The 21524-nt window shown below is 65.9% G+C and carries 23 protein-coding genes and 1 tRNA gene; 12 read left to right on the plus strand and 12 right to left on the minus strand.

Translation table 11 applies throughout. The features are described from left to right. Position 1: 1 nt before the first annotated feature. Positions 2 to 868 carry a carboxylate/amino acid/amine transporter gene (locus H3H51_RS04730; RefSeq protein ID WP_183087850.1) on the plus strand — a complete coding sequence of 289 codons (867 nt, stop codon included), beginning with the start codon at positions 2 to 4 and terminating at the stop codon, positions 866 to 868. Between the two features lie 80 nt (positions 869 to 948). After that, positions 949 to 1857 (plus strand): D-alanyl-D-alanine endopeptidase, encoded by a 909-nt coding sequence (pbpG, locus tag H3H51_RS04735; RefSeq protein ID WP_183087851.1) that lies wholly within the window; start codon positions 949 to 951, stop codon positions 1855 to 1857. A 131-nt stretch (positions 1858 to 1988) separates the two neighbouring features. Here pbpG and H3H51_RS04740 read toward each other — a convergent pair. The 5 genes from H3H51_RS04740 to H3H51_RS04760 all read right to left on the minus strand — a co-directional run bounded on the left by H3H51_RS04740 (position 1989) and on the right by H3H51_RS04760 (position 6509). Continuing rightward, positions 1989 to 2064: transfer RNA gene (locus tag H3H51_RS04740), tRNA-Thr, on the minus strand. A 57-nt stretch (positions 2065 to 2121) separates the two neighbouring features. Then, positions 2122 to 3474 carry a glutamine synthetase family protein gene (locus tag H3H51_RS04745; protein ID WP_183087852.1) on the minus strand — a complete coding sequence of 451 codons (1353 nt, stop codon included), beginning with the start codon at positions 3472 to 3474 and terminating at the stop codon, positions 2122 to 2124. A gap of 18 nt (positions 3475 to 3492) precedes the next feature. Next, entirely contained in the window at positions 3493 to 4050 is a 558-nt protein-coding gene (locus tag H3H51_RS04750; RefSeq protein ID WP_183087853.1) for a helix-turn-helix domain-containing protein, read from the minus strand. 116 nt (positions 4051 to 4166) lie between these two features. Further along, positions 4167 to 5453 carry an NAD(P)/FAD-dependent oxidoreductase gene (locus H3H51_RS04755; RefSeq protein WP_183087854.1) on the minus strand — a complete coding sequence of 429 codons (1287 nt, stop codon included), beginning with the start codon at positions 5451 to 5453 and terminating at the stop codon, positions 4167 to 4169. A 153-nt stretch (positions 5454 to 5606) separates the two neighbouring features. Beyond that, on the minus strand, positions 5607 to 6509 hold the full coding sequence (locus tag H3H51_RS04760) for a LysR substrate-binding domain-containing protein (protein WP_183087855.1): 903 nt from the start codon (positions 6507 to 6509) through the stop codon (positions 5607 to 5609). Positions 6510 to 6758: 249 nt separating this feature from the next. Here H3H51_RS04760 and H3H51_RS04765 point away from each other — a divergent pair, with 249 nt between their 5' ends. Next, positions 6759 to 7742 (plus strand): fatty acid desaturase family protein, encoded by a 984-nt coding sequence (locus tag H3H51_RS04765; protein ID WP_183087856.1) that lies wholly within the window; start codon positions 6759 to 6761, stop codon positions 7740 to 7742. Positions 7743 to 7994: 252 nt separating this feature from the next. Here H3H51_RS04765 and trpA read toward each other — a convergent pair whose 3' ends face one another. Further along, positions 7995 to 8804 (minus strand): tryptophan synthase subunit alpha, encoded by an 810-nt coding sequence (gene trpA / locus H3H51_RS04770; protein ID WP_183087857.1) that lies wholly within the window; start codon positions 8802 to 8804, stop codon positions 7995 to 7997. Further along, positions 8804 to 10018 (minus strand): tryptophan synthase subunit beta, encoded by a 1215-nt coding sequence (gene trpB, locus H3H51_RS04775; protein ID WP_183087858.1) that lies wholly within the window; start codon positions 10016 to 10018, stop codon positions 8804 to 8806. Before trpB ends, trpA begins: the two co-directional genes overlap by 1 nt. A 148-nt stretch (positions 10019 to 10166) precedes the next feature. Between trpB and H3H51_RS04780 the strand changes: the two genes are divergently transcribed. Next, positions 10167 to 11075 (plus strand): LysR family transcriptional regulator, encoded by a 909-nt coding sequence (locus tag H3H51_RS04780; RefSeq protein WP_183087859.1) that lies wholly within the window; start codon positions 10167 to 10169, stop codon positions 11073 to 11075. A 20-nt stretch (positions 11076 to 11095) separates the two neighbouring features. On the opposite strand, the gene H3H51_RS04785 is transcribed toward H3H51_RS04780, so the two are convergent. The 3 genes from H3H51_RS04785 to H3H51_RS04795 all read right to left on the minus strand — a co-directional run bounded on the left by H3H51_RS04785 (position 11096) and on the right by H3H51_RS04795 (position 15156). Further along, on the minus strand, positions 11096 to 13555 hold the full coding sequence (locus tag H3H51_RS04785) for a TonB-dependent siderophore receptor (RefSeq protein WP_183087860.1): 2460 nt from the start codon (positions 13553 to 13555) through the stop codon (positions 11096 to 11098). Positions 13556 to 13690: 135 nt separating this feature from the next. Beyond that, a complete protein-coding gene (locus tag H3H51_RS04790) occupies positions 13691 to 14653 on the minus strand; it encodes a FecR family protein (protein ID WP_183087861.1) in 963 nt (320 codons plus the stop codon). Next, positions 14650 to 15156 carry a sigma-70 family RNA polymerase sigma factor gene (locus H3H51_RS04795; RefSeq protein ID WP_183087862.1) on the minus strand — a complete coding sequence of 169 codons (507 nt, stop codon included), beginning with the start codon at positions 15154 to 15156 and terminating at the stop codon, positions 14650 to 14652. The genes H3H51_RS04790 and H3H51_RS04795 overlap by 4 nt, the downstream gene beginning before the upstream one ends. 159 nt (positions 15157 to 15315) lie before the next feature. Between H3H51_RS04795 and H3H51_RS04800 the strand changes: the two genes are divergently transcribed. The 4 genes from H3H51_RS04800 to H3H51_RS04815 all read left to right on the plus strand — a co-directional run bounded on the left by H3H51_RS04800 (position 15316) and on the right by H3H51_RS04815 (position 17514). Further along, positions 15316 to 15531: a dodecin gene (locus tag H3H51_RS04800; RefSeq protein WP_183087863.1), complete on the plus strand. Its 216-nt coding sequence runs from the start codon at positions 15316 to 15318 to the stop codon at positions 15529 to 15531. 114 nt (positions 15532 to 15645) lie between these two features. Next, positions 15646 to 15870, plus strand: a complete 225-nt coding sequence (locus H3H51_RS04805; protein ID WP_183087864.1) for a DUF1161 domain-containing protein — start codon at positions 15646 to 15648, stop codon at positions 15868 to 15870. A gap of 144 nt (positions 15871 to 16014) precedes the next feature. After that, complete coding sequence (locus H3H51_RS04810; protein WP_183087865.1) at positions 16015 to 17016, plus strand: LLM class flavin-dependent oxidoreductase; 1002 nt, start codon at positions 16015 to 16017, stop codon at positions 17014 to 17016. Between the two features lie 72 nt (positions 17017 to 17088). Continuing rightward, complete coding sequence (locus H3H51_RS04815) at positions 17089 to 17514, plus strand: OsmC family protein (RefSeq protein ID WP_328803625.1); 426 nt, start codon at positions 17089 to 17091, stop codon at positions 17512 to 17514. A gap of 4 nt (positions 17515 to 17518) precedes the next feature. Here the strand turns inward: H3H51_RS04815 and H3H51_RS04820 are convergent, their stop codons facing one another. Continuing rightward, entirely contained in the window at positions 17519 to 17938 is a 420-nt protein-coding gene (locus H3H51_RS04820) for a PA0061/PA0062 family lipoprotein (RefSeq protein WP_183087867.1), read from the minus strand. A 45-nt stretch (positions 17939 to 17983) separates the two neighbouring features. Further along, on the minus strand, positions 17984 to 18397 hold the full coding sequence (locus H3H51_RS04825) for a PA0061/PA0062 family lipoprotein (protein WP_183087868.1): 414 nt from the start codon (positions 18395 to 18397) through the stop codon (positions 17984 to 17986). Positions 18398 to 18452: 55 nt separating this feature from the next. Here H3H51_RS04825 and H3H51_RS04830 point away from each other — a divergent pair, with 55 nt between their 5' ends. The 4 genes from H3H51_RS04830 to H3H51_RS04845 all read left to right on the plus strand — a co-directional run bounded on the left by H3H51_RS04830 (position 18453) and on the right by H3H51_RS04845 (position 21518). Then, the gene (locus H3H51_RS04830) at positions 18453 to 19529 is read left to right on the plus strand and encodes an aminopeptidase (protein ID WP_183087869.1); all 1077 of its coding nucleotides are present in this window, start codon (positions 18453 to 18455) and stop codon (positions 19527 to 19529) included. A gap of 61 nt (positions 19530 to 19590) precedes the next feature. Beyond that, positions 19591 to 19824 carry a DUF1161 domain-containing protein gene (locus H3H51_RS04835; RefSeq protein WP_183087870.1) on the plus strand — a complete coding sequence of 78 codons (234 nt, stop codon included), beginning with the start codon at positions 19591 to 19593 and terminating at the stop codon, positions 19822 to 19824. Positions 19825 to 20043: 219 nt separating this feature from the next. Continuing rightward, positions 20044 to 20565, plus strand: coding sequence for a sigma-70 family RNA polymerase sigma factor (locus H3H51_RS04840; protein WP_183087871.1), 522 nt, complete (start codon positions 20044 to 20046; stop codon positions 20563 to 20565). A gap of 2 nt (positions 20566 to 20567) precedes the next feature. Next, complete coding sequence (locus tag H3H51_RS04845; protein ID WP_183087872.1) at positions 20568 to 21518, plus strand: FecR domain-containing protein; 951 nt, start codon at positions 20568 to 20570, stop codon at positions 21516 to 21518. The last annotated feature ends 6 nt before the right edge of the window (positions 21519 to 21524 follow it).

Here is a 21524-nt window from a genome sequence, read left to right on the forward strand (position 1 = left end):
GATGCGATATCTGCTGATCGTCACCGGACTCTGGGCATTCTCCTTCAGCCTGATCGGCGAATACCTGGCCGGGCGGGTCGACAGCGATTTCGCCGTGCTCGCGCGGGTGTTGATTGCCGCTTTGGTATTCCTCCCCTTCACCCTCTGGCGCGGTTTGCCACGTGGCCTGCTGGCCGGGTTCTGGCTGGCCGGGGCGCTGCAGTTCGGTGTTACCTACCTGTGCCTGTACCGCAGTTTCCAGGTCCTCACGGTACCGGAAGTGTTGCTGTTCACCGTGCTCACGCCGATCTACGTGACCCTGCTCGACGACGCCCTGGCACGCCGCTTCAGCCCCTGGGCGTTGCTTGCCGCGCTGGTGGCGGTGCTCGGCGGAGTAATCATCCGCTTCGACCGCCTCGAAGGCGATTACCTGCTCGGCTTCCTCCTGCTGCAGTTGGCCAACCTGACCTTCGCCGCCGGCCAGGTGCTGTGCCGGCGCCTGTTGCTGCGCTATCCAGTGGAGCAGCCGCTGCACCGTTTCTTCGGCCATTTCTTCCTCGGTGCGCTGCTGCTGGCGCTGCCCTCCTTCCTGCTGTTCGGTAACCCGGACAAGCTGCCGCAGACTGCCGTGCAATGGAGCGTGCTGGCCTGGATGGGCCTGTTCGCCACGGCCCTGGGCATGTTCTGGTGGGTCAAGGGCAGCACCCGGGTGGACGCCGGTACCCTGGCGGTGATGAACGAGCTGCATGTGCCGGCCGGCTTGCTGGTCAACCTGCTGATCTGGAACCGCGACTTCGACCTGCCGCGCCTGGCAGCCGGTGGCGTGGTGATCCTCCTGGCCATGGGTCTGCTGCATCTGGGCCGCCGTAGAGCGCCTGCGCTCGCCTGATAAGCGACGGCCACTTATACTTTCGCCACTCGCCGGCACGGACCGCCCAGGCACCACATTGATCTGCGCGGACCGTACTCGTGAAAAGAGCCTTTCCCCTTGCCGGCCTGCTGCTGGCCTGCCTGACCCTCGTTGCCACCCCTGCCCTGCAGGCGGCGGCCAAGACCCAGGAACTGGCCTCCGGTAGCGCCCTGCTGGTCGACCTGAACACCAACCAGGTGCTCTATTCCAGCAACCCCGACCTGCAGGTGCCGATCGCCTCGGTGACCAAGCTGATGACCGCCATGGTCACTCTCGATGCCAAGCTGCCGCTGGACCAGCAACTGCCGATCGTGATCAAGGACGTACCGGAAATGCGCGGCATCTACTCGCGCGTACGCCTGGGCAGCCAGTTGAGCCGTCGTGACATGCTCCTGCTGACCCTGATGAGTTCGGAGAACCGCGCCGCCTCCAGCCTGGCACAGCATTATCCGGGCGGCGTGCCGGCCTTCATCACGGCGATGAACGCCAAGGCCCGCGCCCTGGGCATGACGCGCACCCGCTACCGCGACCCCACGGGCCTGTCCGAGGGCAACGTCTCCACCGCCAACGACCTGGTCAAGCTGATCAAGGCCGCCGGCCAGTACCCGCTGATCGGCCAGTTCAGCAGCACCCGCGAGCATGTCCAGCAATTCGCCAAGCCGAGCTACAGCCTGGGCTTTCGCAACACCAACGGCCTGGTGCACAAGCCCAACTGGAGCATCCAGCTGACCAAGACCGGCTTCACCAACGCCGCCGGCCATTGCCTGGTGATGCGCACTCAGATGGGCGGCAAGCCGGTGGCCTTCGTGGTGCTGGATGCCTTCGGCAAGTACACCCACATGGCCGACGCCAGCCGCCTTAAGAAGTGGGTCGAGACCGGTCGTGTCCAGCCGGTGGCCCCGGCGGCCCTTGCGTACAAGAAACAACGCCAGCAGGAGCGCGCGCGCACCATGCAGGCTTCGCAGTAAGCGGGTGTAACCCGTATAAAAAAGCCCGGCTAGAGCCGGGCTTTTTTGTGGGCTGGATTTACCGTGCCACAGGATGGGAGTGCGGAGCTGTGCTTTTCACCGCATCCTCCACGCTCACAAACTTGATGTCTTGGTGCCGGAGACAGGAATCGAACCTGCGACCTTCGCGTTACGAGTGCGCTGCTCTACCGACTGAGCTACACCGGCCTGGAGCGCAACTTATCAGCTGGCCGCAAGCCGATCAATTGCGCCGCCCAGCGGCGTTTACAGGAACCAGCGATATTCCCGCGCGCTGACTTCGTTGAGGAAGTCCAGGTGGTCCTGGCGCTTGTTCTCGCCGTAGACGAAGACGAATTCGCTGCCGAGCTTGTCCCTGACCACCTCGTGGGACGCCATCGCCGCCACGGCGGTGAGCATGTCCTTGGGGAAGTCGATGCCGCTGCTGCGGTCTTCGTTGAGCGAGGGGATCGGCTCGCGGGCCTGGTCCAGGCCGTGCTCCATGCCGCTGAGGATGGCTGCCAGCACCAGGTAGGGGTTGGCGTCGGCGCCGGCCAGGCGGTGTTCGATGCGCAGGTTCTTGCCGTCCGACTCGGGGATGCGGATGCACGCATCGCGGTCTTCGAAACCCCAGCTGGCCTTGCTCGCCGAGTTGACCATGGCGCCGTAGCGGCGGAAGGCGTTGTGGTTGGCGGCGAAGATCGGCATGCAGTGCGGCAGCAGCTCCAGGCAGCCGGCCACGGCGTGGCGCAGCGGACGCTGGCCGTCGCCATCGAGCAGGTTGTTGCCGGCCTCGTCGTACAGGCTGACATGCACGTGCATGCCGCTGCCCGGCGCCTGCAGGTAGGGTTTGCTCATGAAGCTGGCGCGGTAGCCGTGCTGCATGGCCACGCCACGGGTGCTGCGGGTGAACAGCGCGGCCCAGTCGGCGGCCTGCAGGCCGTCCTCGCAGTGGGCGAAGTTGATCTCGAACTGGCCGGGGCCTAGTTCAGCGGTGATCACGTTGGCTTCCACGCCCTGCTCCTGGGCGGTTCCGACCATGTCGTGGAGCACTTCGGAGAAACGCGTCAGGCGCTCGATGTGCATGTTCGGCTGGTCGTCGGCGTCGCCGGTCAGCGGGTCGCGGGGGAACTGCGGCAGGCCGTTTTCCAGTTTGCGGTCGAACAGGTAGAACTCCAGCTCGAAGGCCACCACCGGGCGGATGCCACGGGCCTGCAGGCGCTTGAGCACGCGGGCCAGCACTTCGCGCGGTTCGAATTCGATCGGTGCCTCGGTGCCGTCGGAGCTGATCAACATCTGCCCCATGGGCTGCTTCTCCCAGCGCACCGGCTTGAGCGTGCCGGGGATCAGCCGGCGTGGCGCGTCCGGGTCGCCGTCGTTGAAGCAGTAGTCGCCAATCGGGTGCAGGCCGCCCTGGGCGCCGAGCAGCACGCAGTTCTGCGGCACTTTCAGCGGGCCGCCGGCTGCGACTTTTTCCAGCATTTCGACCGGGTAGCGTTTGCCGTAGAAGTGTCCGGGGATATCCAGGCAGATCAGCTCGACGTAGCGCACATCAGGGTACTGAGCGCGAAAGGCGCGGACTTCACTGAGCAGGTCGGGGAATTTCGTTGTTGTTGTCATGGCGGCTATCTGCGCGGATCAGGTGAAGACCCAGAGCACTCTTGTGGGGAAATCGGAAAGATTGGCGTAGCGGAACTGCGCGTGCGGCGGCAGCTGGAAGCTGTCGCGCGGGCCGAGGGTGACCGCTTCGGCGGCGTCGCCATACCACACGGTCAGTTCGCCCTCGAGGACGAAACCGCCCTGCTCCGAGCTGTCGTTCAGGTGCCCTTCGCCGCTGCTGGCACCGGGTTCGAGAAAGCTCTCGAGCATGGCGAAACCACCGGCCATGCCCGGCGAGGCCAGCACATCGGTGATGCCCCCGGCGTAGTAGAGGGTGCGCCGCTCGTCCGGGCGGGTCACCCAGCGCACGGCACGCGGGTGGCCGGGGTTGTAGAAATAGGTGGTGGGCACGCCCAGCGCTTCGCTGATGGCGGTGAGGTCGGCCACGGTCGGGCGCGACAGGCCGCGCTCGACCTGGGACAGGAAGCCCACCGAACGGCCGATGCGCTCGGCCAGTTCATTGAGGGTGACGTTCTTGTGCTTGCGCAGATCGCGCACCAGGATCGCCAGCCCTTCGATTTCGTCCTGCTTGTCCATCGGGTGTTCCTGTCTTGTCGTTGGACTCTTGTAGGGTGGATGACGCTTTTTTCATCCACCGGCTTTGGTGGAAAACGCTGCGCGGTTTTCCACCCTACGCGAGCATTCATCTGCCATCAGATCACATCGCGCAGCCGGTACCAGGCCTTGCCCACCGCCTCGATCGGCGCGGCCAGCAGGTCGCCGCCGGGGAAGCTCGGGTTGCTCAGGCCCTGGTACAGACCCAGCAGATGCTCGTCGCCAAGGATCGCATCGCTCACCGCGCGAGCGGCGGCCAGGGTCGGCAGGATGCCGTGGCCGGAGAAACCCTGCAGCCAGAACTTGTGGCCCTGGCGGCCGACGTCCGGAGTGCGGTGCATGGTGCAGTCGATATGGCCGCCCCAGCCGTGGTCGATCTGTACGCCGCGCAGTTGCGGGAAGACCCGCTCCAGGTACGGCCGGGTGGCTGCCGGCACGTCCGCCGGGATGCCGCCCAGGTAGGTGCAGCCGCCGCCGAACAGCAGGCGGTTGTCCGGGGTGACGCGGAAGTAGTCGGGGACGAACTGGTTGTCGATGGCGCAGGTGCCGCGCGGGAACAGCGAGCGCGCCAGCTCCGGGTCCAGCGGCGCGGTGGCCACCTGGTAGGAGCCGACCGGCAGCAGGCGCTTGGACAGCGTGCGGTCGAGGCGGTCGATGTAGGCATTGCAGGCCAGCACCAGTACATCGCCATGCACCTCGCCCTGTTCGGTACGGGCGACGAAGCCGGCGTCGGTCTCGCGGTAGTCGAGCACCTTGCTCTGCTCGAAGATCTGCCCGCCGGCGGCCTCGATAGCGTTGGCCAGGCCGTGGGCCAGCTTCAGCGGGTTGAGGTGGGCGGCACCGGCATCATGCAGGGCGGCCAGGTAGCGCGGGCTGGCGATCCACTGCGGCAGGTCCTGCTTGGGGATGAAGCTCAGCTGCTGGTAGCCGTATTTCTCGGTGGCTTCTTCGAGGCTGTCCTGCAGCTGGCGCACCCGGCGCGGCAACACGGCGGTGTAGATCGCGCCGGTGCGGTAGTCGATGTCGAAGCCATGGCGCTGTGGCAGCTCGCGCATTTCCTCGGCGGCCCAGACCATGCTGTCCCACAGCGTGCGTGCGCGCTCCAGGCCGAGGGCCTTCTCGAACGGCGGCATATCGCAGGACCAGCCCGGCAGCGCCTGGCCACCGTTGCGCCCGGAAGCGGCCCAGGCCAGGCGACTGGCTTCCAGCAGCACCACCTTCTTGCCGGCCAGGGCCAGGCGCAGCGCGGTATGCAGGCCACTGAAGCCGCCACCGATGATCAGGATCTGGCTGTCTACACGGCCTTCCAGGCGCGGGCGCAGCGGAATGTTGCCATAGGTGGCGGCGTAGTAGGTCCCGATATGCTGCGCGGACTGCTTGAACATGAAAGCCTCATGAAATTTCTTATTAGAAAGTTCATGAATAAATACACGATAAATTTCACAAAGCCAAGCGCGCGGCAGCGTACGCTGCTTTGCAGCCGCCGTGCCGTTGCCCCGTAGGGCGGGTGCAACCTGCGTTGTAGAAGGGTCGGCGCCTCAGCTCAGCCAGGCTTCCTGCGCCAGGCATTCGCTCAGGTAATCGAGGAAGCAGAGGATGCGCGAGGCCAGCGCGGTGTTGCGGTAGTAGACGGCGTTGATCGGTTGGCGCACTTCCAGGGTTTGCTGCGTGAGCACCTCGACCAGGGCGCCGCTGGCGCGATCGGCGGCGGTCATGAAGTCCGACAGGCAGACGATGCCGGCACCACCGAGGGCCAGTTGGCGCAGGGTCTCGCCGCTGGAGGCCTTGAGCGTGGGGGCAATCGCCAGGTGGTCGCCGAGGGCATGGCGCAGCGGCCACTGGTTGAGGCTGTCGGGCTGGGTGAAGCCGAGCAGGCTGTGTTGCTCCAGCTCCGCCACGGTGCCTGGCGTGCCGCGTTCAGCCAGGTAGACCGGGCTGGCCAGCACGCGGATGCGGCTGCTGCCGAGCGGCCGCGCATGCAGGCTGGAGTCGCGCAGGGTACCGATGCGGATGGCCAGGTCAGTGCGCTGCTCCAGCAGGTCGATGATCTGGTCGTTGCTGTTCAGCTCCAGCTCAATCTGCGGGAAGCGCTGGCGGAAACCGGCAACCAGGGGCACCAGGACATGCAGCATGAACGGCGAGGCGGCATTCACCCGCAAGCGCCCGGCCGGCAGCTGGCGGCGCAGGGCCATCTGCTCCTCGGCCTCTTCGACGCTGGCGAGGATGCGCCGCGCCTGGACGAGAAAGGCCGCGCCCTCCTCGGTCAGCTCCAGACGCCGGGTGGTACGGCGCAGCAGGGTGACTTCAAGCTTGTCCTCCAGGCGACTGAGCGCGCGGCTGATGCCGGAGGCGGTCTGCCCCAGCTGCTCGGCAGCGGCAGTGATGGAGCCGCCATCGACCACGTGGGTGAGGGCGAGCAGTTCATCCAGGGTCGTCTTCATTTGTGACTCCGAGACAATTATCTTCTCGCCTATATCGGGTTTCTGCATGAGTGTGGGGGCCATGCCAAGGCTTGGCAATTGCACCATCATCCAGATGATCTCATTGGCCTCGGTACCGGCCTGCTGCCTGAAGAGGCGATGGTTCAAGCCGCTTTGGCCGAATCGCAGTGCATTCAGTCGCCTCCGACGCCTGCAATGTGCCTTAGCGGATGCTGCAATCGGAACGACTTCAACAACGAGCGTCCCGCCATGTCCGAGACCCGCACCCGCATTGCCGACATCCTTAGCCGCGATGAAATTAAGGCCCTGACCCAGCGTTCCGACTGGCGCGGAGCCTGGGCCGTGTTCTCGACCTGGGCCGTACTGGCCCTGACCTTCGCCGCCCTGGCTTGGGCACGCGAGAGTTTGCCGGCGTGGGTCTTTGCCATCACGTTGTTGCTCGGCCTGGCGATCATCGGTGGGCGCCAGTTGTGCCTGGCCATCCTGCAGCACGATGCGGCCCACGGCACCCTGTTCAAGAGCAAGTGGGGCAACGACGTGCTGGCCGACTGGTTGTGTGCGCGCCCGGTGTGGAACGAGCTGCACAAGTACCGCCCCTACCACCTGGTGCACCACGCCAAGACCTCCACCACGGACGACCCGGATCTGTCCTTGGTGTCCGGCTTCCCGACCACGCGCCGCTCGCTGCTGCGCAAGCTGGCCCGTGATCTGTTCGGCGTGACCGGGGCCAAGTTCGTGCTGGGCCGCGTGCTGATGGATGCCGGCGTTATCAAGTGGACGGTGGCCAACGATGTCCAGCGCCTGCCCCAGGCCGGTCGTCGCTGGTGGGACTACCCGCTGACCTTCCTCGGCAACGCCGCCGGCATGCTGATCACCAACGGCCTGCTGTTGGCCGCCTTCTGGGCCTGCGGCCACGCCTGGCTGTACGGCGTCTGGGCGTTGGCCTACGTCACGCCCTTCCCGCTGTTCATCCGCATCCGCTCGATGGCCGAACACGCCTGCCTGGAGCCCAGCCGCGACACCCTGCGCAACACTCGCACCACGCGTGCCGGCTGGCTGGCCCGCGCTTTCGTCGCGCCGATCCGGGTCAACTATCACATCGAGCACCACCTGATGGCTTCGGTGCCCTTCTTCCGCCTGCCGCAGCTGCATGCCTTGCTGCGTGAGCGCGGCCTGACGCCAGAGCCGCTGAGTTACTGGCAGGTGCTGCGCTTGGTCAGCAGCCGCGGCTGAGACGAAAATCAAAAGGCTCTGTCCCCGTTACGTGTTGCATCGGCGCGTAGTCTCTCTGGATCCCCGCCTGCGCGGGGATGACGAGGCAAAGGGGACGTCCCTGCAGAAAACCGTCATTCCCGCGCAGGCGGGAATCCAGGGAGCAGGCGACTACTGGATTCAGGTAGCAACTCGCCCGATCAAGCAACACGTAACGGGTACATAGCCAACGAAAAAGCCGCCCGAGGGCGGCTTTTTCCTGGCACAGCGAATTCAGCGGCGCGCGCCGCGAACCCCTTCGGCCAGCTGGCTGCACAGGTTGAGCACGCCTTTGACCGCAGCATCGTCATTCTCGGCGTTGGCGATCTGGTCGATCAGTGCCGAGCCGACGACCACGCCGTCGGCCAGGCGGGCGATGGTCGCCGCGTGTTCCGGGGTGCGGATGCCGAAGCCGATGCTGATCGGCAGGTCGGTGTGGCGGCGCAGGCGGGCTACCGCTTCTTCGACGTGCTCGATGGTGGCCGAGCCGGAACCGGTGACGCCGGCCACCGAGACGTAATAGACGAAGCCCGAGCTGCCGTTGAGTACGGTGGGCAGGCGCTGGTCGTCGGTGGTCGGGGTGGTCAGGCGGATGAAGTCGAGGCCGGCGGCCTGGGCCGGGTCGCACAGGTCGACGTTATGTTCCGGCGGCAGGTCGACCACGATCAGGCCATCCACGCCGGCTTCTTTCGCGTCGGCGATGAAGCGCGGCACGCCGTAGTAGTGGATCGGGTTGAAGTAGCCCATCAGCACCAGCGGGGTGGTCTGATTACCGGCACGGAACTCGCGGACCATCTGCAGGGTTTTCGCCAAGTTCTGCTTGGCGCCCAGGGCGCGGATGTTGGCCAGCTGGATGGCCGGGCCGTCGGCCATCGGGTCGGTGAACGGCATGCCCAGTTCGATCACATCGGCGCCGGCGTCCGGCAGGCCCTTGAGGATCGCCAGCGAGGCGTCGTAGTTGGGGTCGCCGGCGGTGATGAAGGTCACCAGGGCGGCACGGTTCTGCTGTTTCAGCTCGGCAAATCGGCTTTGCAAACGGCTCATCAGTTGTTCTCCGATTTGGACAGGTCGAGGTGGTGCATGACGGTCTGCATATCCTTGTCGCCACGGCCGGACAGGTTGACCACCATCAGGTGATCCTTGGGCAGGGTCGGCGCGCGCTTGAACACTTCGGCCAGGGCGTGGGCGCTTTCCAGGGCCGGGATGATGCCTTCCAGGCGGCAGCATTGGTGGAACGCGGCGAGGGCTTCGTCGTCGGTCACCGAGGTGTACTCGACGCGGCCGATGTCGTGCAGCCAGGCGTGTTCCGGGCCGATGCCGGGGTAGTCGAGACCGGCGGAGATCGAGTGGGCGTCGATGATCTGGCCGTCGTCGTCCTGCAGCAGGAAGGTGCGGTTACCGTGCAGCACGCCCGGTACGCCGCCGTTCAGGCTGGCGGCGTGCTTGCCGGTCTCGATGCCGTGGCCGGCCGCTTCGACGCCGATGATCTGTACGGATTTATCGTCGAGGAAGGGGTGGAACAGGCCCATGGCGTTGGAGCCGCCGCCGATGCAGGCCACCAGGCTGTCGGGCAGGCGGCCTTCCTGGGCCTGCATCTGCTCGCGGGTTTCCTTGCCGATCACTGCCTGGAAGTCGCGCACCAGCTCCGGGTACGGGTGCGGGCCGGCTACGGTGCCGATCAGGTAGAAGGTGTTGTGTACGTTGGTCACCCAGTCGCGCAGGGCTTCGTTCATCGCGTCTTTCAGGGTGCCGGTGCCGGCGACTACCGGGATCACGGTGGCGCCCAGCAGCTTCATGCGGAACACGTTGGCCTGCTGGCGATCGATGTCGGTGGTGCCCATGAAGATCACGCATTCCATGCCGAAGCGCGCGGCCACGGTGGCGGTGGCCACGCCGTGCATGCCGGCGCCGGTCTCGGCGATGATGCGTTTCTTGCCCATGCGCTTGGCCAGGAGGATCTGGCCGATGCAGTTGTTGATCTTGTGCGCGCCGGTGTGGTTCAGCTCTTCGCGCTTGAGGTAGATCTTGGCGCCGCCGCAGTGCTCGGTCAGGCGCTCGGCGAAATACAGCGGGCTCGGGCGGCCGACGTAGTCGCGCTGGAAGTAGGCCAGCTCCTTGATGAATTCCGGGTCGACCTTGGCCTTGTTGTACTCGGCGGCGAGGTCGTGGATCAGCGGCATCAGGGTTTCGGCGACGTATTGGCCGCCGAACGAGCCGAACAGGCCGTTGGCGTCGGGGCCGGTGCGAAGTGAGGTCATGGCAGAGCTCCTGCGTGGTCTCACCCGAAGGGCCTGGGTGAGGAGTAGCGATGAGGGTCGATAACGACGATGGCGCCATTCTACCCCTGGCCGCTCGCGGGAAAAGCGATTAGATTGCCGTAACACGTCAGGAAAACTCACGGATAACATGAGCCGAGAACTGCCCCCGCTGAATGCCCTGCGCGCCTTCGAGGCGGCTGCTCGCCTGCAGAGCGTCAGCCAGGCCGCGGATGAGCTGAGCGTCACCCACGGTGCCGTGAGCCGGCAGATCCGCTTGCTCGAAGAGCAGCTTGGGGTCGCCTTGTTCAGCAAGGATGGTCGCGGCGTAAAACTCACCGATGCCGGGGTTCGTCTACGCGAGGCGGCGGGTGAGGCGTTCGAGCGTTTGCGCAGCACCTGCGCCGAGCTCAAGCGGCAGACCGCGGATGCGCCCTTCGTCCTCGGTTGCCCCGGCAGCCTGCTGGCGCGCTGGTTCATCCCGCGTCTGGACCGGCTCAACCGCGAGCTACCCGAGCTGCGCCTGCAACTCTCGACCAGTGAAGGCGAACTCGATCCGCGCCGCCCTGGCGTGGATGCCACCCTGTGTTTCGCCGCGCCGCCCTGGCCGGCGGACATGCAGGTGTTCGAGCTGGCCGCCGAGCACATCGGTGCGGTTCTCAGCCCGCGCTACGTTCGCCATGCCGAATTGGCGCAGGCACCGGCCAGCGCCCTGCTTGGCGAGCCCCTGTTGCACACCGTGTCACGCCCGCAGGCCTGGCCGCAGTGGGCGCAGGCCCATGGCCTGGATGCGCGCCAGTTGCAGCTCGGCCAGGGCTTCGAGCACCTGTATTACCTGCTGGAAGCAGCGGCCGCCGGCCTCGGCGTGGCCATTGCGCCACAGCAACTGGTCGCCGATGACCTGGCGGCCGGTCGCCTGTTGGCGCCTTGGGGCTTTGTCGAAACCGACGCGCGGCTGGCGTTGTGGGTGCCGGGGCGTAACCGCGATGGCCGTGCCGAGCGCCTGGCGCAATGGCTGCGCCAGGAGCTGGAAGGGGCGGGTGAGGCCGGCAAGCGCTAGGCACCTGCCAGCCGATCGGCTTAAAGATCCGGCGTGTACTTGACGCTGAACATCAGGTTGCGTGGGTCGCCGAAGTTGTTGTTGCCATCAAGTTGGTTGTACCCGGCGGCAATGTACTTCTTGTCGAACAGGTTGTTGGCGTTCACTGCCAAGCCGATTTCCGGCGTCAACTGGTAGCCGACCCGTGCGTTCCATACGGTATAGCCTGGGACGTCATAAGTACGCTCGTAACCCAGCGTGTGGCTTTGTGTCGTAAGGCCCAGGCCTGTGCTGAGGCGGCTCAAATCGCCGGTGAACTGATAGTTACCCCACACGCGCAGCATGTGTTTCGGCGTCCAGGTGCTGAACACGCTGCCTTCGTTGGTCGGGTCTTCCAGGTACTTGGTAGTGTTGTAGGTGTAGCCGGCGAACAGCTGCAAGTTGTCGATCACTTCTCCGCTGATTTCTGCCTCGATACCTTGGCTGCGCACTTCACCCGCGGCCTTCGAGCAGTACCAGCCATCACAGGCGTAGCCGGCGGCCAGGTCGTTCACCGAACGGTTTTCCTGGTCGTAGCGGAAGAAGGCTAGGGAAGTGTTGACCCGTCCATCCAGCAGCTCACCCTTGAGGCCGATTTCGTAGTTGGTGCCGATCACCGGCTCGAGCATCGAGCCACTGGCATCGCGGACAGTCTGCGGCTCGAACACGTCGGTGTAGCTGGCGTAGACCGCCCACTCGCGGGTCAGGTCGTAGACGATACCGGCGTAGGGTGTGACCTCGCCGGTTTCGTTCGCCGTGCTGGGTTCGCTGACGTTCACGACGTTGCTGAAGGCGAACTGGTTGCGGGATTCATAGCTGTAGTCATACCAGCTGACACGCGAACCCAGTACCAGGGTCAGGTCGTCGACCGGCTTGATCCGCCAACTGCCGTACAGGCCTTTCTGACGGATATCGTACTCGCTCATGTAGCCCCGCCCGCCGGCGGTATTGAGCAGGCCTTCGTAGCTGACTTCCGGGCGGTTATGGTCGATGTCGAAGATGGTGTCGCTGGTGGGGTTAAAGGTGCGTGCGTAGCGATCGTCAGTGGTCATCTTGGAGTAGTTGCCGCCCAAGGTGACTTCTTGCTGCATCGACAAGGCTTCGAATGTGCCGGTGAGGTTCATGTCGAGGCCGAGCTTGGTCGAATCGAAATCGGTCACCCAGTCGTCATATTCGGCACCGCTGCCATCTGCTTCCAGCCCGTAACCGACGGTCGACAATCGTTGCTGTTTCGACGTGTTGTCTTCAGTCATGCGCAAGGCACCGACCTTGAAGGCCCAGTCGTCGTTGAAGCGATGTTCGAGGTCGGCGTAGACCGTGGTGACGTCAATTTCCGAATGGTTCCAGTGCGCGCCTGCATAGGTCGAACGCGAAATGTCAGGCATCGAGCCGTCGGCGTAGCGCGGCAGGCCGCGGATGGTCGGGCGTGACTCGCCATCCGATCGACTGATCGCCAGGCCCAGGGTGGTGTCATCGCGCAGGTCGATGTCGAGCGCGCCGTACAGCGAGTGGGTCTTGCTCCACTCGTAGTCGATGAAGGACTTGCTCTGGTCTTCGTCGGCGACGAGGCGGCCGCGGATGGTGCCGGCCTGGTTCAGCGGGCCACCGGCGTCCAGCTGCAGGCCGTAGTGATCCCACGAGCCGGCCTTGCCGGTTAGGGCGACGGTCGGTGCACTCTGGCCGCGTTTGCGCACCATGTTGACGGCGCCGCCAGGGCTGCCGGTGCCCTGCAGCAGGCCGGATGCGCCGCGCAACACTTCCAGGCGATCAAAGAAGATCAGGTCCTGGGTCGCCCAGTTACCCAGCGCATAGGTGTTGCGAGGAATGGGTACGCCATCGTACTGCCAGGCGTCGATCTGGAAGCCGCGCGAGGAAAGGATCATGCCCTTGCCGACGCCCTGTAACCCCACGATGCCGGTGGTCTGATTGACCGCGTCCTTGAGGTCGACCAGATCTTGATCGTCCAGCTGCTGGCGGGTCATCACCGTGACCGACTGGGGGATTTCCTTGAGCGTATGCGTGCCCTTGCCGATGGTCACCGCCCGGGCAGCGTAGGAGCCGCTGCCCTCGGTGGTAGCGCCTTGCAGGTCGGCATTGACGCTGGTGGCACCCAGTTCCAGGGCGCCGTTGCCGTCGACGGCGGGCTGCACGCTGAAATTGCCGCTCTCGGTTACCCGCAGTTCCAGGCCGCTGCCTTCGAGGGCCTGTTGCAGGGCCTGACCGGCGGTGAGCTCGCCGCGAATGGCCGGCGCCTGCTTGCCGCGCACCAGTACCGGCTCCAGCGACACCACCTGGCCGCTCTGGCGGGCGATGGCGTTGAGGGTCTCGGCCAGGCTGGCGGCGGGCAGGTCGAAGCGCAGGGTCTGCTGCTGGGTGGCGGGTTCGCTATGGGCGTAGCCGAACGGGCCGGCAGTGGCGAGCGCGATGGCGATGGCTAGGGCGCGGGGCCAGGGTTTGGGCACGGGATGCTCCTGATGAGAATGGTGTTGTCAGGAGATAGGTGGGACGAAAGATGAAAACCGGACACGGATGAGAATAATTTTCATAAATTCTTTTTGAAGGCAGTGAAGCGCACGCGGGCCCGCCTACGTTGCGCGTCAGTCCTGTGCATCGATCAGGGTCAGCCACGGCCCGTAATGGCTGATGCGGATCGGCAGGGTTTCGCCCAGGGCGGTCAGCGCGCGCTCGGGCTGATCCAGCGGGAACACCCCCTGCACGCGCAATGAGCGGACGTCCGGGGCGACGCGAATCAGCCCGGAGCGGTACGGGCGCAGGGCCTCGATCACCGCATCCAGCGGTTCGTCGAGCACGCTCAGCTGGCCTTGCAGCCAATCGGCACGGTGCTGCTCGCCACGGCCCAGCGGCTCGATATGGTGTGCCTGCAACAGCGCCGCCTCGCCTTCCTGCAGATCATGGCTGGCGCCATTGGGCAGGCTGAGTCGCACCGAGTGTTCGAGTACCAGCACGCGGGTGGCCTGGTCTTCCTGGCGCACCAGGAAGCGCGTGCCGAGGGCGCGCACGTCACCCTGGGCGCTGCGCACGATAAAGGGCCGGTTCGGGTCGGCGGCGACCTGCACCACCAGCTCGCCCTGGCGCAGGCGCAGCAGGCGCTGGCTGGCGCTGAAATCGAGATCGACCGCGCTGCCGGCATTCAGGTTGAGCTGGCTGCCATCGGCCAGGCTGTAGACCCGCCGCTCGCCGGTGCCGGTGTGCAGGTCGGCGAGCAGCGCCTGGCCGGGTTGGCTGCGTGCCGCCAGCCACAGGCCGCCGCCGAACAAGCCGAGGCCAACCAGGCCGCGCAAGACTTCGCGGCGCGAGGGGGTAGGCTGCAACAACACCTCGCGCGCCTGGCCTGGCGCGCGTCGCTCGAAGCCGCGCAGGGTTTCGTAGTGGCTGCCGAGACCCTGCTGCAGCTGGCGCCAGGCCAGGTCATGGGCCGGGTCGCTGGCCAGCCAGGATTCGAAACGTGCCAGCAGCTGGGCATCGGGCGTGGCGGCGCGCAGGCGCACCATCCAGTCGATGGCTTCCTGGCTGGCGCGGCTCAGGGCGATCTGACTCATGGCTGCATCCCGGTCAGGTAGCACTGTTGCAGGGCCTGGGTCATGTAGCGGCTCACGGTGCGTTCGGAGACGCCCAGGCGACGGCCGATTTCCACGTAGCTGAAGCCATCGAGCTGGCTGTAGAGGAAGGCCTTCTTCACCGCCAGCGGCAAGCCGGCGAGGCTACGGTCGATGGCGCTGAGGGCTTCGACCAGCAGGGCGATTTCTTCCGGCGATGGCGCCAGCGCTTCGGGCAGGTTGCCCAGGCGTTCGAGGTAAGCGAGTTCCAGCTGGCGCCGCCGATGGCGATCGAAGATCAGCCGGCGGGCGATGGTCGACAGGTAGGCGCGGGGCTGCTCGATGCTGTCCGGGTCGACGTGCGCGGCGAGCATCTGGCAGAAGGTCTCGGCAGCAGTGTCCTCGGCGTCGGCGCGGTTGCGCAGGCGGCGCTGGATATGTTGCAGGAGCCAGCGGTGGTGGTCGCTGAAGAAGAATCCCAGCTTGCTGGTCGTGGGGCTGGACACGGCTGGGCGTCTCGATAATGAATGCTAATTATTCTCATCTTACCGTTCCGATACAACGCCCGGCAACCATGCAGGCCAAGTGCGACTAATCTGAACTTTAACGTTCGCTGGCGGGACTCAACTCCATGAGGCACCTGTTCAGCCCTTGGGAGAACTGCAATGTCCGATCACCACACCTACAAGAAAGTCGAACTCGTTGGTTCCTCGAAAACCAGTATCGAGGACGCGATCAACAACGCCCTGGCCGAAGCGGCCAAGTCCATCCGCAACCTGGAATGGTTCGAAGTGACGGAAACCCGCGGGCATATCGTCGACGGCAAGGTCGGCCACTTTCAGGTCACGCTGAAAGTCGGTTTCCGCGTCAGCGATAGTTAAGCCGGTGGGCGTTGCCTGGGCGCGAAGGTTGCTCGTGCGCGCCCATTGCGTGGGATGAACCTGCCTTGTGTTGTTTAAACCTCAATCACTGCAGAGATGCGAAGGAGCGTAACGATGAAACGACTGATGCTGGCTGTTGCCGTGTTTTCCCTGGCTGGTTCGGCCCTGGCGGCGGGTAAGCCCTGCGACGAACTGAAGGCTGAAATCGACGCCAAGCTCAAGGACAAGGGCGTCGTGTCCTACAGCCTGGAAGTGGTCGACAAGGGCAGCGCGACCGACAAGACCGTGGTCGGCAGCTGCGAAGCGGGCGCCAAGGAGATCGTCTACCAGCGCGGCTGATCGCGCGGGGTCGAACCCCGGGAATGAACAAGCCGGCCACGTGCCGGCTTTTTCATGGGTGTCGGCGGACAATTTGTTTGCCTGGTCAGGATTGCCTTTCGCTCGCGTGGCCCCACATAGGAGAGACGAACCTCAGGAGGTCCCATGACGCGACTGGCCACTACCCCGCTTTCCATCCTCGACCTGGCGCCCATGCGCGACGACGACCACAGCCCGGCCCAGGCCCTGCAGCGCTCCCTGGCGCTGGCCCAGCATGCCGAACGCCTGGGCTTCTCGCGCCTGTGGGTGGCCGAGCACCACAACATGGATGGCATCGCCAGTTCGGCTACCGCCGTGCTGCTCGGCTACCTGGCTGCCGGCACCAGCACCCTGCGCCTGGGCTCCGGCGGGATCATGTTGCCCAACCACGCGCCGCTGGTGGTGGCCGAGCAGTTCGGCACCCTCGACGCGCTCTATCCGGGGCGCATCGAGCTGGGCCTGGGCCGCGCACCGGGGGCCGACCAACAGACCGCCCGCGCTCTGCGCCGTGATCGCCTGGGCAGCGCCGATGATTTCCCCCTGGATGTCGAAGAGCTGCAGGCCCTGCTCGGCCCGCGCCAGCCCGGCCAGCAGGTGATCGCCATGCCGGGCGCCGGCAGCAACGTGCCGATCTGGCTGCTTGGCTCCAGCCTGTTCAGCGCCCAACTGGCGGCGCAGAAAGGCCTGCCCTATGCCTTCGCCTCGCACTTCGCGCCGCGCTACCTGCACCAGGCGCTGCGCATCTACCGCGACAACTTCCAGCCCTCGGCCGTGCTCGACAAACCCTACGCGATGATCGGCGTGCCGCTGATTGCCGCGCCGACCGACGAGGAAGCCGAATTCCTCGCCACCAGCGCCTACCAGCGGGTGCTTGCGCTGATGCGTGGGCAAAGCCTGGTGATGCGTCCGCCGGTGGAATCCATGGCCGGGCGCTGGCAGCCCCACGAGCAGCAGGCGGTCGGTGATTTCCTCGGCCTGGCGGTGATCGGTGGCCCGGAGAAGATTCGTGCGCGCCTGGAGGTGCTGCTGGAGCAGACCGGCGCCGACGAGCTGATCTTCACCTGCGACCTGTACCAGTTGGAGCATCGCTTGCGCAGCTTCGAAATCGTCGCCGGATTGCGCGGTTAGACGGTACGAACTTTGTAGACCCTCGGCTCCTCTCAACTACAACACCCACCCGAGAGGAGCATCGCCATGTCGATCAAGAAAAGCGCATCCGCCCACTGGCAAGGCGGCATCAAGGACGGCAAGGGCACCATCTCCACCGAGAGTGGTGCCCTCAAGGCCAACCCCTATGGCTTCAATACCCGTTTCGAGGACCAGCCGGGGACCAACCCCGAAGAGCTGATCGGCGCGGCCCATGCCGGTTGTTTCTCCATGGCCCTGTCCAAGCTACTGGGTGAGGCGGGCATGACCGCCGAGAGCATCGACACCGAGGCCCAGGTGGTGTTGGAGAAGGACGCGAGCGGCTTCACCATCACCGCCGTGCACCTGACCCTCAAGGCGCGCATTCCGGGTGCCGATCGCAGCAAGTTCGAGGAAGCGGTGCAGGCGGCCAAGACCGGGTGTCCGGTGTCCAAGCTGCTGAATGCCGACATCACCCTGCAGGCGTCGCTGGACAACTGAGGGGCTAGAAGCTCCCGCAGCGCTGCACGGTAGCCCTGGCGAGGATGTTGCGCTGGTCGTCATACAGCCAGCCCTGGGCTTTCATCAGCTGCGGGCGGCCTTCCAGGCGATAGCGCTGGCCGGCAACGAAGTTGTCGTAGCGCACCCGCAGGTAGCAGGTGATCTGCTTCGGGCCCCCGCCCAGGTCGCCCCCACCGAGGTAGCCCACTTCGAACTGCAGGCGCGCCACCAGCTCATGCTTGCCGGGCGGCACCTGGAAGAAGCGCCCGTCGCGCAGGTCGAGGCCATCCAGGGTATGGGCCATCAGCAGGGCAGATGGGGTGCCCTGCACATCGACCCAGGCCTTTTGCGCATCCGGTTTGGGCAACGGGCTGGCGCAGGCAACCAGGCCGAACAGGCTGAGGAGCAGCAGAAGGTGGCGCATGGCAGGGACCCGGGCGAGGTACAGGTGTGCCCAGCATAGCGCCGTTCACACCTCGCCGCAGCGCCCCTCGCGGCCCCGCGCAAGCTTGCGGCCCTGGGCGTCGTAGAGCTGTACCAGCGGGCGGAAACCGAAGCTGTCGGCCTCTAGGCGATAGGTGCCGCCGGCGGCGAAGTCGGCATAGTCGATGGTCAGCAGGCAGGTGCGTGGCAGTGCTTCGCTCTGTGGGCCGATATTGCTGGGGTCGACCTCGAACTGGAAGCGCACCTGCAACTCGTGCTGCCCGGGGCTGACCTGGAAGAAGCGGTCATCGTCGAGGGGCTTTTCATCCACCTGCAGCGCTTGCAGCTGTTCGTGCTCGGCGCTGCTGAGGTTGACCCAGGCCTGGCCGGGATCGTGACGGGGCAGCAGGGAGCAGCCGGCGAGTAGGACGGGCAGGCTGCTGAGCATCAAGCGGTGCATGGCGGGACTCCGTGGCGGTGGCGCGAGGCGGGGGCGATGCAATAGGCTCAGAGCCATGCCGCCACCCTTTGTCGTTGCCTTACTCGACCGCGCGCTGCGGCGCTCGGTTCCCCTGCTGCTCGGCCTGCTGCTGAGCGGTTGCGCGTCGCTGGACTACTACGCCCAGCTCGGTCGCGGCCAACTCGCCCTGCTGCAGGCGCGTGAGCCGGTCAGCCGGGTGCTGGCCGATCCCCGGCGCGATCCGGCCCTCAAGCGGCGCCTGGCCCTCGCCCAGCAGGCGCGTGAGTTCGCCAGCGCTCGCCTGGCCCTGCCGGACAACCACAGCTACCGCCTGTACGCCGACCTCGGTCGACCCTATGTGGTGTGGAATGTGTTCGCCACGCCGGAGCTGTCGCTGGCGCCGTTGACCCATTGCTTCCCCGTTGCCGGCTGCGTGGCCTATCGAGGCTTCTATGTCCAGGGCCGGGCGCGTGGCGCCGCCGCGCTGCTGCGTGAAGAGGGGCTGGATACCTATGTGGCCGGCATCGAGGCCTATTCCACCCTGGGCTGGTTCGCCGACCCGCTCCTCAACACCATGCTGCGCTGGGACGACGAGCGCCTGGCCGCGGTGATCTTCCATGAGCTGGCTCATCAACGTGTGTATGTGGCCGACGACAGCGCGTTCAACGAATCCTTCGCCAGCTTCGTCGAGCAGCAGGGGCTGCGCCAGTGGCGAGCCAGCCGTGGCCTGCCGGAGCAGGATGAGCGCCAGCAACGCCAGCGCCAGCAGTTCACCGCACTGGTGCTGGCCAGCCGCGCGCGCCTGGAAAGCCTGTATGCCAGCCCCGTGAGCGATGAGCAGAAACGCACGGGCAAGGTCGCCGAGTTCGAGCGCCTGCGCCGCGACTATCGTCAGTTGCGTGATCGTGAATGGGCCGGCGACCGTCGTTACGACGCCTGGGTCGAGGCCCCGCTGAACAACGCCAAGCTGCTGCCCTTCGGCCTCTACGACCAGTGGGTGCCGGCGTTTGCAGCCTTGTTTCGGCAGGCCGATGGCGCCTGGCCGGCCTTCTATGCCCGTGCCGCGCGCTTGGGTGAGTTGCCTTTGGAGCAACGCAACCAGGCGTTGGCCGCCCTGGCGGCGGACGGCTAGAACTTGCTGGCGGATTGACTCGTCAAATGCATAACCAATCGTCAACAAAAGGACAGGTGCGATGAAAAATGTATGGCTAGTGCTGGTGCTGGGCCTGCTGAGTGGCACCGCGCTGGCCGCGCCCAAGCCCTGCGAGGAGCTCAAGCGCGAAATCGAGGTCAAGGTGCAGGCTGCCGGCGTCACCAGCTACACCCTGGAGATCGTCGCCAACGACGAGGTCAAGGACCCCAACATGGTGGTCGGCACTTGTGCAGGTGGTAGCCGCAAGATCATCTATCAGAAGAACAGCGACTGAGCTTTTCCCTGGTGCCTTCCTCGGCGCCTGGATAAGCAGCCTGCGTAGGGTGGGTGAAACCCGCGTGGGCAGCCTCGCGGCTTGCACCTGCCCTACGGCCGCTCTGAAAGGCGCGTGTCATACACCAGCCGTTTTAGAGGTTGCGGGCTCGGGCTTGCGTTGCGAACGGTTTTCATTAGAGAATGAATGATATTAATTATCATTTGAGACGGATTTCCCGTGCTCTCGCCGACGCCCGCCACCGACCACGCCACGCAGCAAGCCGTGCACGCCCTGTATCAGGAGCACCACGACTGGCTGCGCCTGTGGCTGCGCAAGCGTTTGCCGTGTGCGGAAAGTGCCGCTGACCTGGCCCAGGACACCTTCGTGCGGGTGCTGGTCAGCCGCAAGGCGTTCGACCTGCGTGAGCCGCGCGCCTACCTGAGCAGCATCGCCCGCAGCCTGATGATCGACGGCTTCCGTCGCCGCGCCCTCGAACAGTCCTACCTGGAAGCGCTGGCACTGCTGCCCGAGCCGCTGGAAATTTCCCCGGAAGCGCGGGTGCTGATCCTCGAAACCCTGCTGGAAATCGACCGCATGCTCGACGGCCTGGGCACGCGCGGCCGCGAGATCTTCCTGCTGGCCCAGCTCGATGGCCTCAGTCATGTGGAGATTGGCCGGCGCCTGGGCCTGTCGACCAACACCGTGCGCAAATACCTGCTGCGCGCGCTGACCCAGTGCCTGCTGCTGATCGAGGATTGAGCATGAGTGCCACCGCGCCTTCCCCGGCCGTACTGCGCGCCGCCGCCAACTGGTTCCTCGACCTGCAGGACGCACCCGCTTGCGCCACCACCGCCGCGGCACATCGCAGCTGGCTGGAGGCCGATGCCGCGCACCGCCAGGCCTGGGCACGGCTGGAAAAGCTGCAAGGCAAACTGGCCGTGCTGCCCAGCGGGCTGGGCCAACCCGCCTTGCGCGGGGTCGACGCCAAGCGCCGCGAGAGCCTCAAGCTGCTTGGCCTCTTGCTGCTCGGTGGCAGTGCCGCCGGCCTTGGCTGGCAGTCCGCGCCGCTGCGCAGCCTGCGTGCCGACCAGCGCACCGCCACCGGCGAACAGCGCAGCCTGCGCCTGGACGATGGCGGCAGCCTGCAACTGAATACCGACAGCGCGGTAGACCTGGCCTACGGCGAGCAGCTGCGTGAAGTCTCCCTGCTGCAGGGCGAAATCCTCGTACAGACCGCCGCCGACCCGCAGTCGCGGCCCTTCGTCGTGCACACCGGGCAAGGCAGCATCCGCGCCCTCGGCACGCGCTTTCAGGTGCGTCGCGACGGCGAGCGCACCCAGGTGCGGGTGTTCGAGCATGCCGTGGAAATTCGCACCCAGGCTGCAAGCCAGGTGCCGGTACGCATCGAAGCGGGCCAGCAACTGTGGTTCAACGCCGAGGCCTGCGCCGCAGTGGAGCCACTGGATCGCTACGCCGATGCCTGGACGCGCGGCATGCTGGTGGTCAGCGACTGGCCGTTGCCGCGCTTTATCGACGAGCTGGCACGCTACCGCCCGGGCCTGCTCCGTTGCGATCCGGCGCTGGCCGACCTGCGCATTTCCGGGGCCTTCCAGCTGGCCGACGGCGATGCCCTGCTGGACAACCTGAGCACCACCCTGCCGCTGCGCATTCAGCGCATCAGCCGCTACTGGGTGCACGTCGAGCCGGCCTGAATCCCG

The organism is Aquipseudomonas ullengensis, assembly GCF_014174475.1.
Lineage (GTDB): Bacteria > Pseudomonadota > Gammaproteobacteria > Pseudomonadales > Pseudomonadaceae > Aquipseudomonas > Aquipseudomonas ullengensis.

Excerpts from the sequence above, each read along its gene's own strand:
- H3H51_RS04730 (WP_183087850.1), top strand. The coding sequence starts at position 2 with ATGCGATATCTGCTGATCGTCACCGGACTCTGGGCATTCTCCTTCAGC.
- H3H51_RS04745 (WP_183087852.1), bottom strand. The coding sequence starts at position 3,474 with ATGACAACAACAACGAAATTCCCCGACCTGCTCAGTGAAGTCCGCGCC.
- H3H51_RS04750 (WP_183087853.1), bottom strand. The coding sequence starts at position 4,050 with ATGGACAAGCAGGACGAAATCGAAGGGCTGGCGATCCTGGTGCGCGAT.
- H3H51_RS04755 (WP_183087854.1), bottom strand. The coding sequence starts at position 5,453 with ATGTTCAAGCAGTCCGCGCAGCATATCGGGACCTACTACGCCGCCACC.
- H3H51_RS04760 (WP_183087855.1), bottom strand. The coding sequence starts at position 6,509 with ATGAAGACGACCCTGGATGAACTGCTCGCCCTCACCCACGTGGTCGAT.
- H3H51_RS04765 (WP_183087856.1), top strand. The coding sequence starts at position 6,759 with ATGTCCGAGACCCGCACCCGCATTGCCGACATCCTTAGCCGCGATGAA.
- trpA (WP_183087857.1), bottom strand. The coding sequence starts at position 8,804 with ATGAGCCGTTTGCAAAGCCGATTTGCCGAGCTGAAACAGCAGAACCGT.
- trpB (WP_183087858.1), bottom strand. The coding sequence starts at position 10,018 with ATGACCTCACTTCGCACCGGCCCCGACGCCAACGGCCTGTTCGGCTCG.
- H3H51_RS04780 (WP_183087859.1), top strand. The coding sequence starts at position 10,167 with ATGAGCCGAGAACTGCCCCCGCTGAATGCCCTGCGCGCCTTCGAGGCG.
- H3H51_RS04790 (WP_183087861.1), bottom strand. The coding sequence starts at position 14,653 with ATGAGTCAGATCGCCCTGAGCCGCGCCAGCCAGGAAGCCATCGACTGG.
- H3H51_RS04800 (WP_183087863.1), top strand. The coding sequence starts at position 15,316 with ATGTCCGATCACCACACCTACAAGAAAGTCGAACTCGTTGGTTCCTCG.
- H3H51_RS04805 (WP_183087864.1), top strand. The coding sequence starts at position 15,646 with ATGAAACGACTGATGCTGGCTGTTGCCGTGTTTTCCCTGGCTGGTTCG.
- H3H51_RS04810 (WP_183087865.1), top strand. The coding sequence starts at position 16,015 with ATGACGCGACTGGCCACTACCCCGCTTTCCATCCTCGACCTGGCGCCC.
- H3H51_RS04820 (WP_183087867.1), bottom strand. The coding sequence starts at position 17,938 with ATGCGCCACCTTCTGCTGCTCCTCAGCCTGTTCGGCCTGGTTGCCTGC.
- H3H51_RS04825 (WP_183087868.1), bottom strand. The coding sequence starts at position 18,397 with ATGCACCGCTTGATGCTCAGCAGCCTGCCCGTCCTACTCGCCGGCTGC.
- H3H51_RS04830 (WP_183087869.1), top strand. The coding sequence starts at position 18,453 with ATGCCGCCACCCTTTGTCGTTGCCTTACTCGACCGCGCGCTGCGGCGC.
- H3H51_RS04835 (WP_183087870.1), top strand. The coding sequence starts at position 19,591 with ATGAAAAATGTATGGCTAGTGCTGGTGCTGGGCCTGCTGAGTGGCACC.
- H3H51_RS04845 (WP_183087872.1), top strand. The coding sequence starts at position 20,568 with ATGAGTGCCACCGCGCCTTCCCCGGCCGTACTGCGCGCCGCCGCCAAC.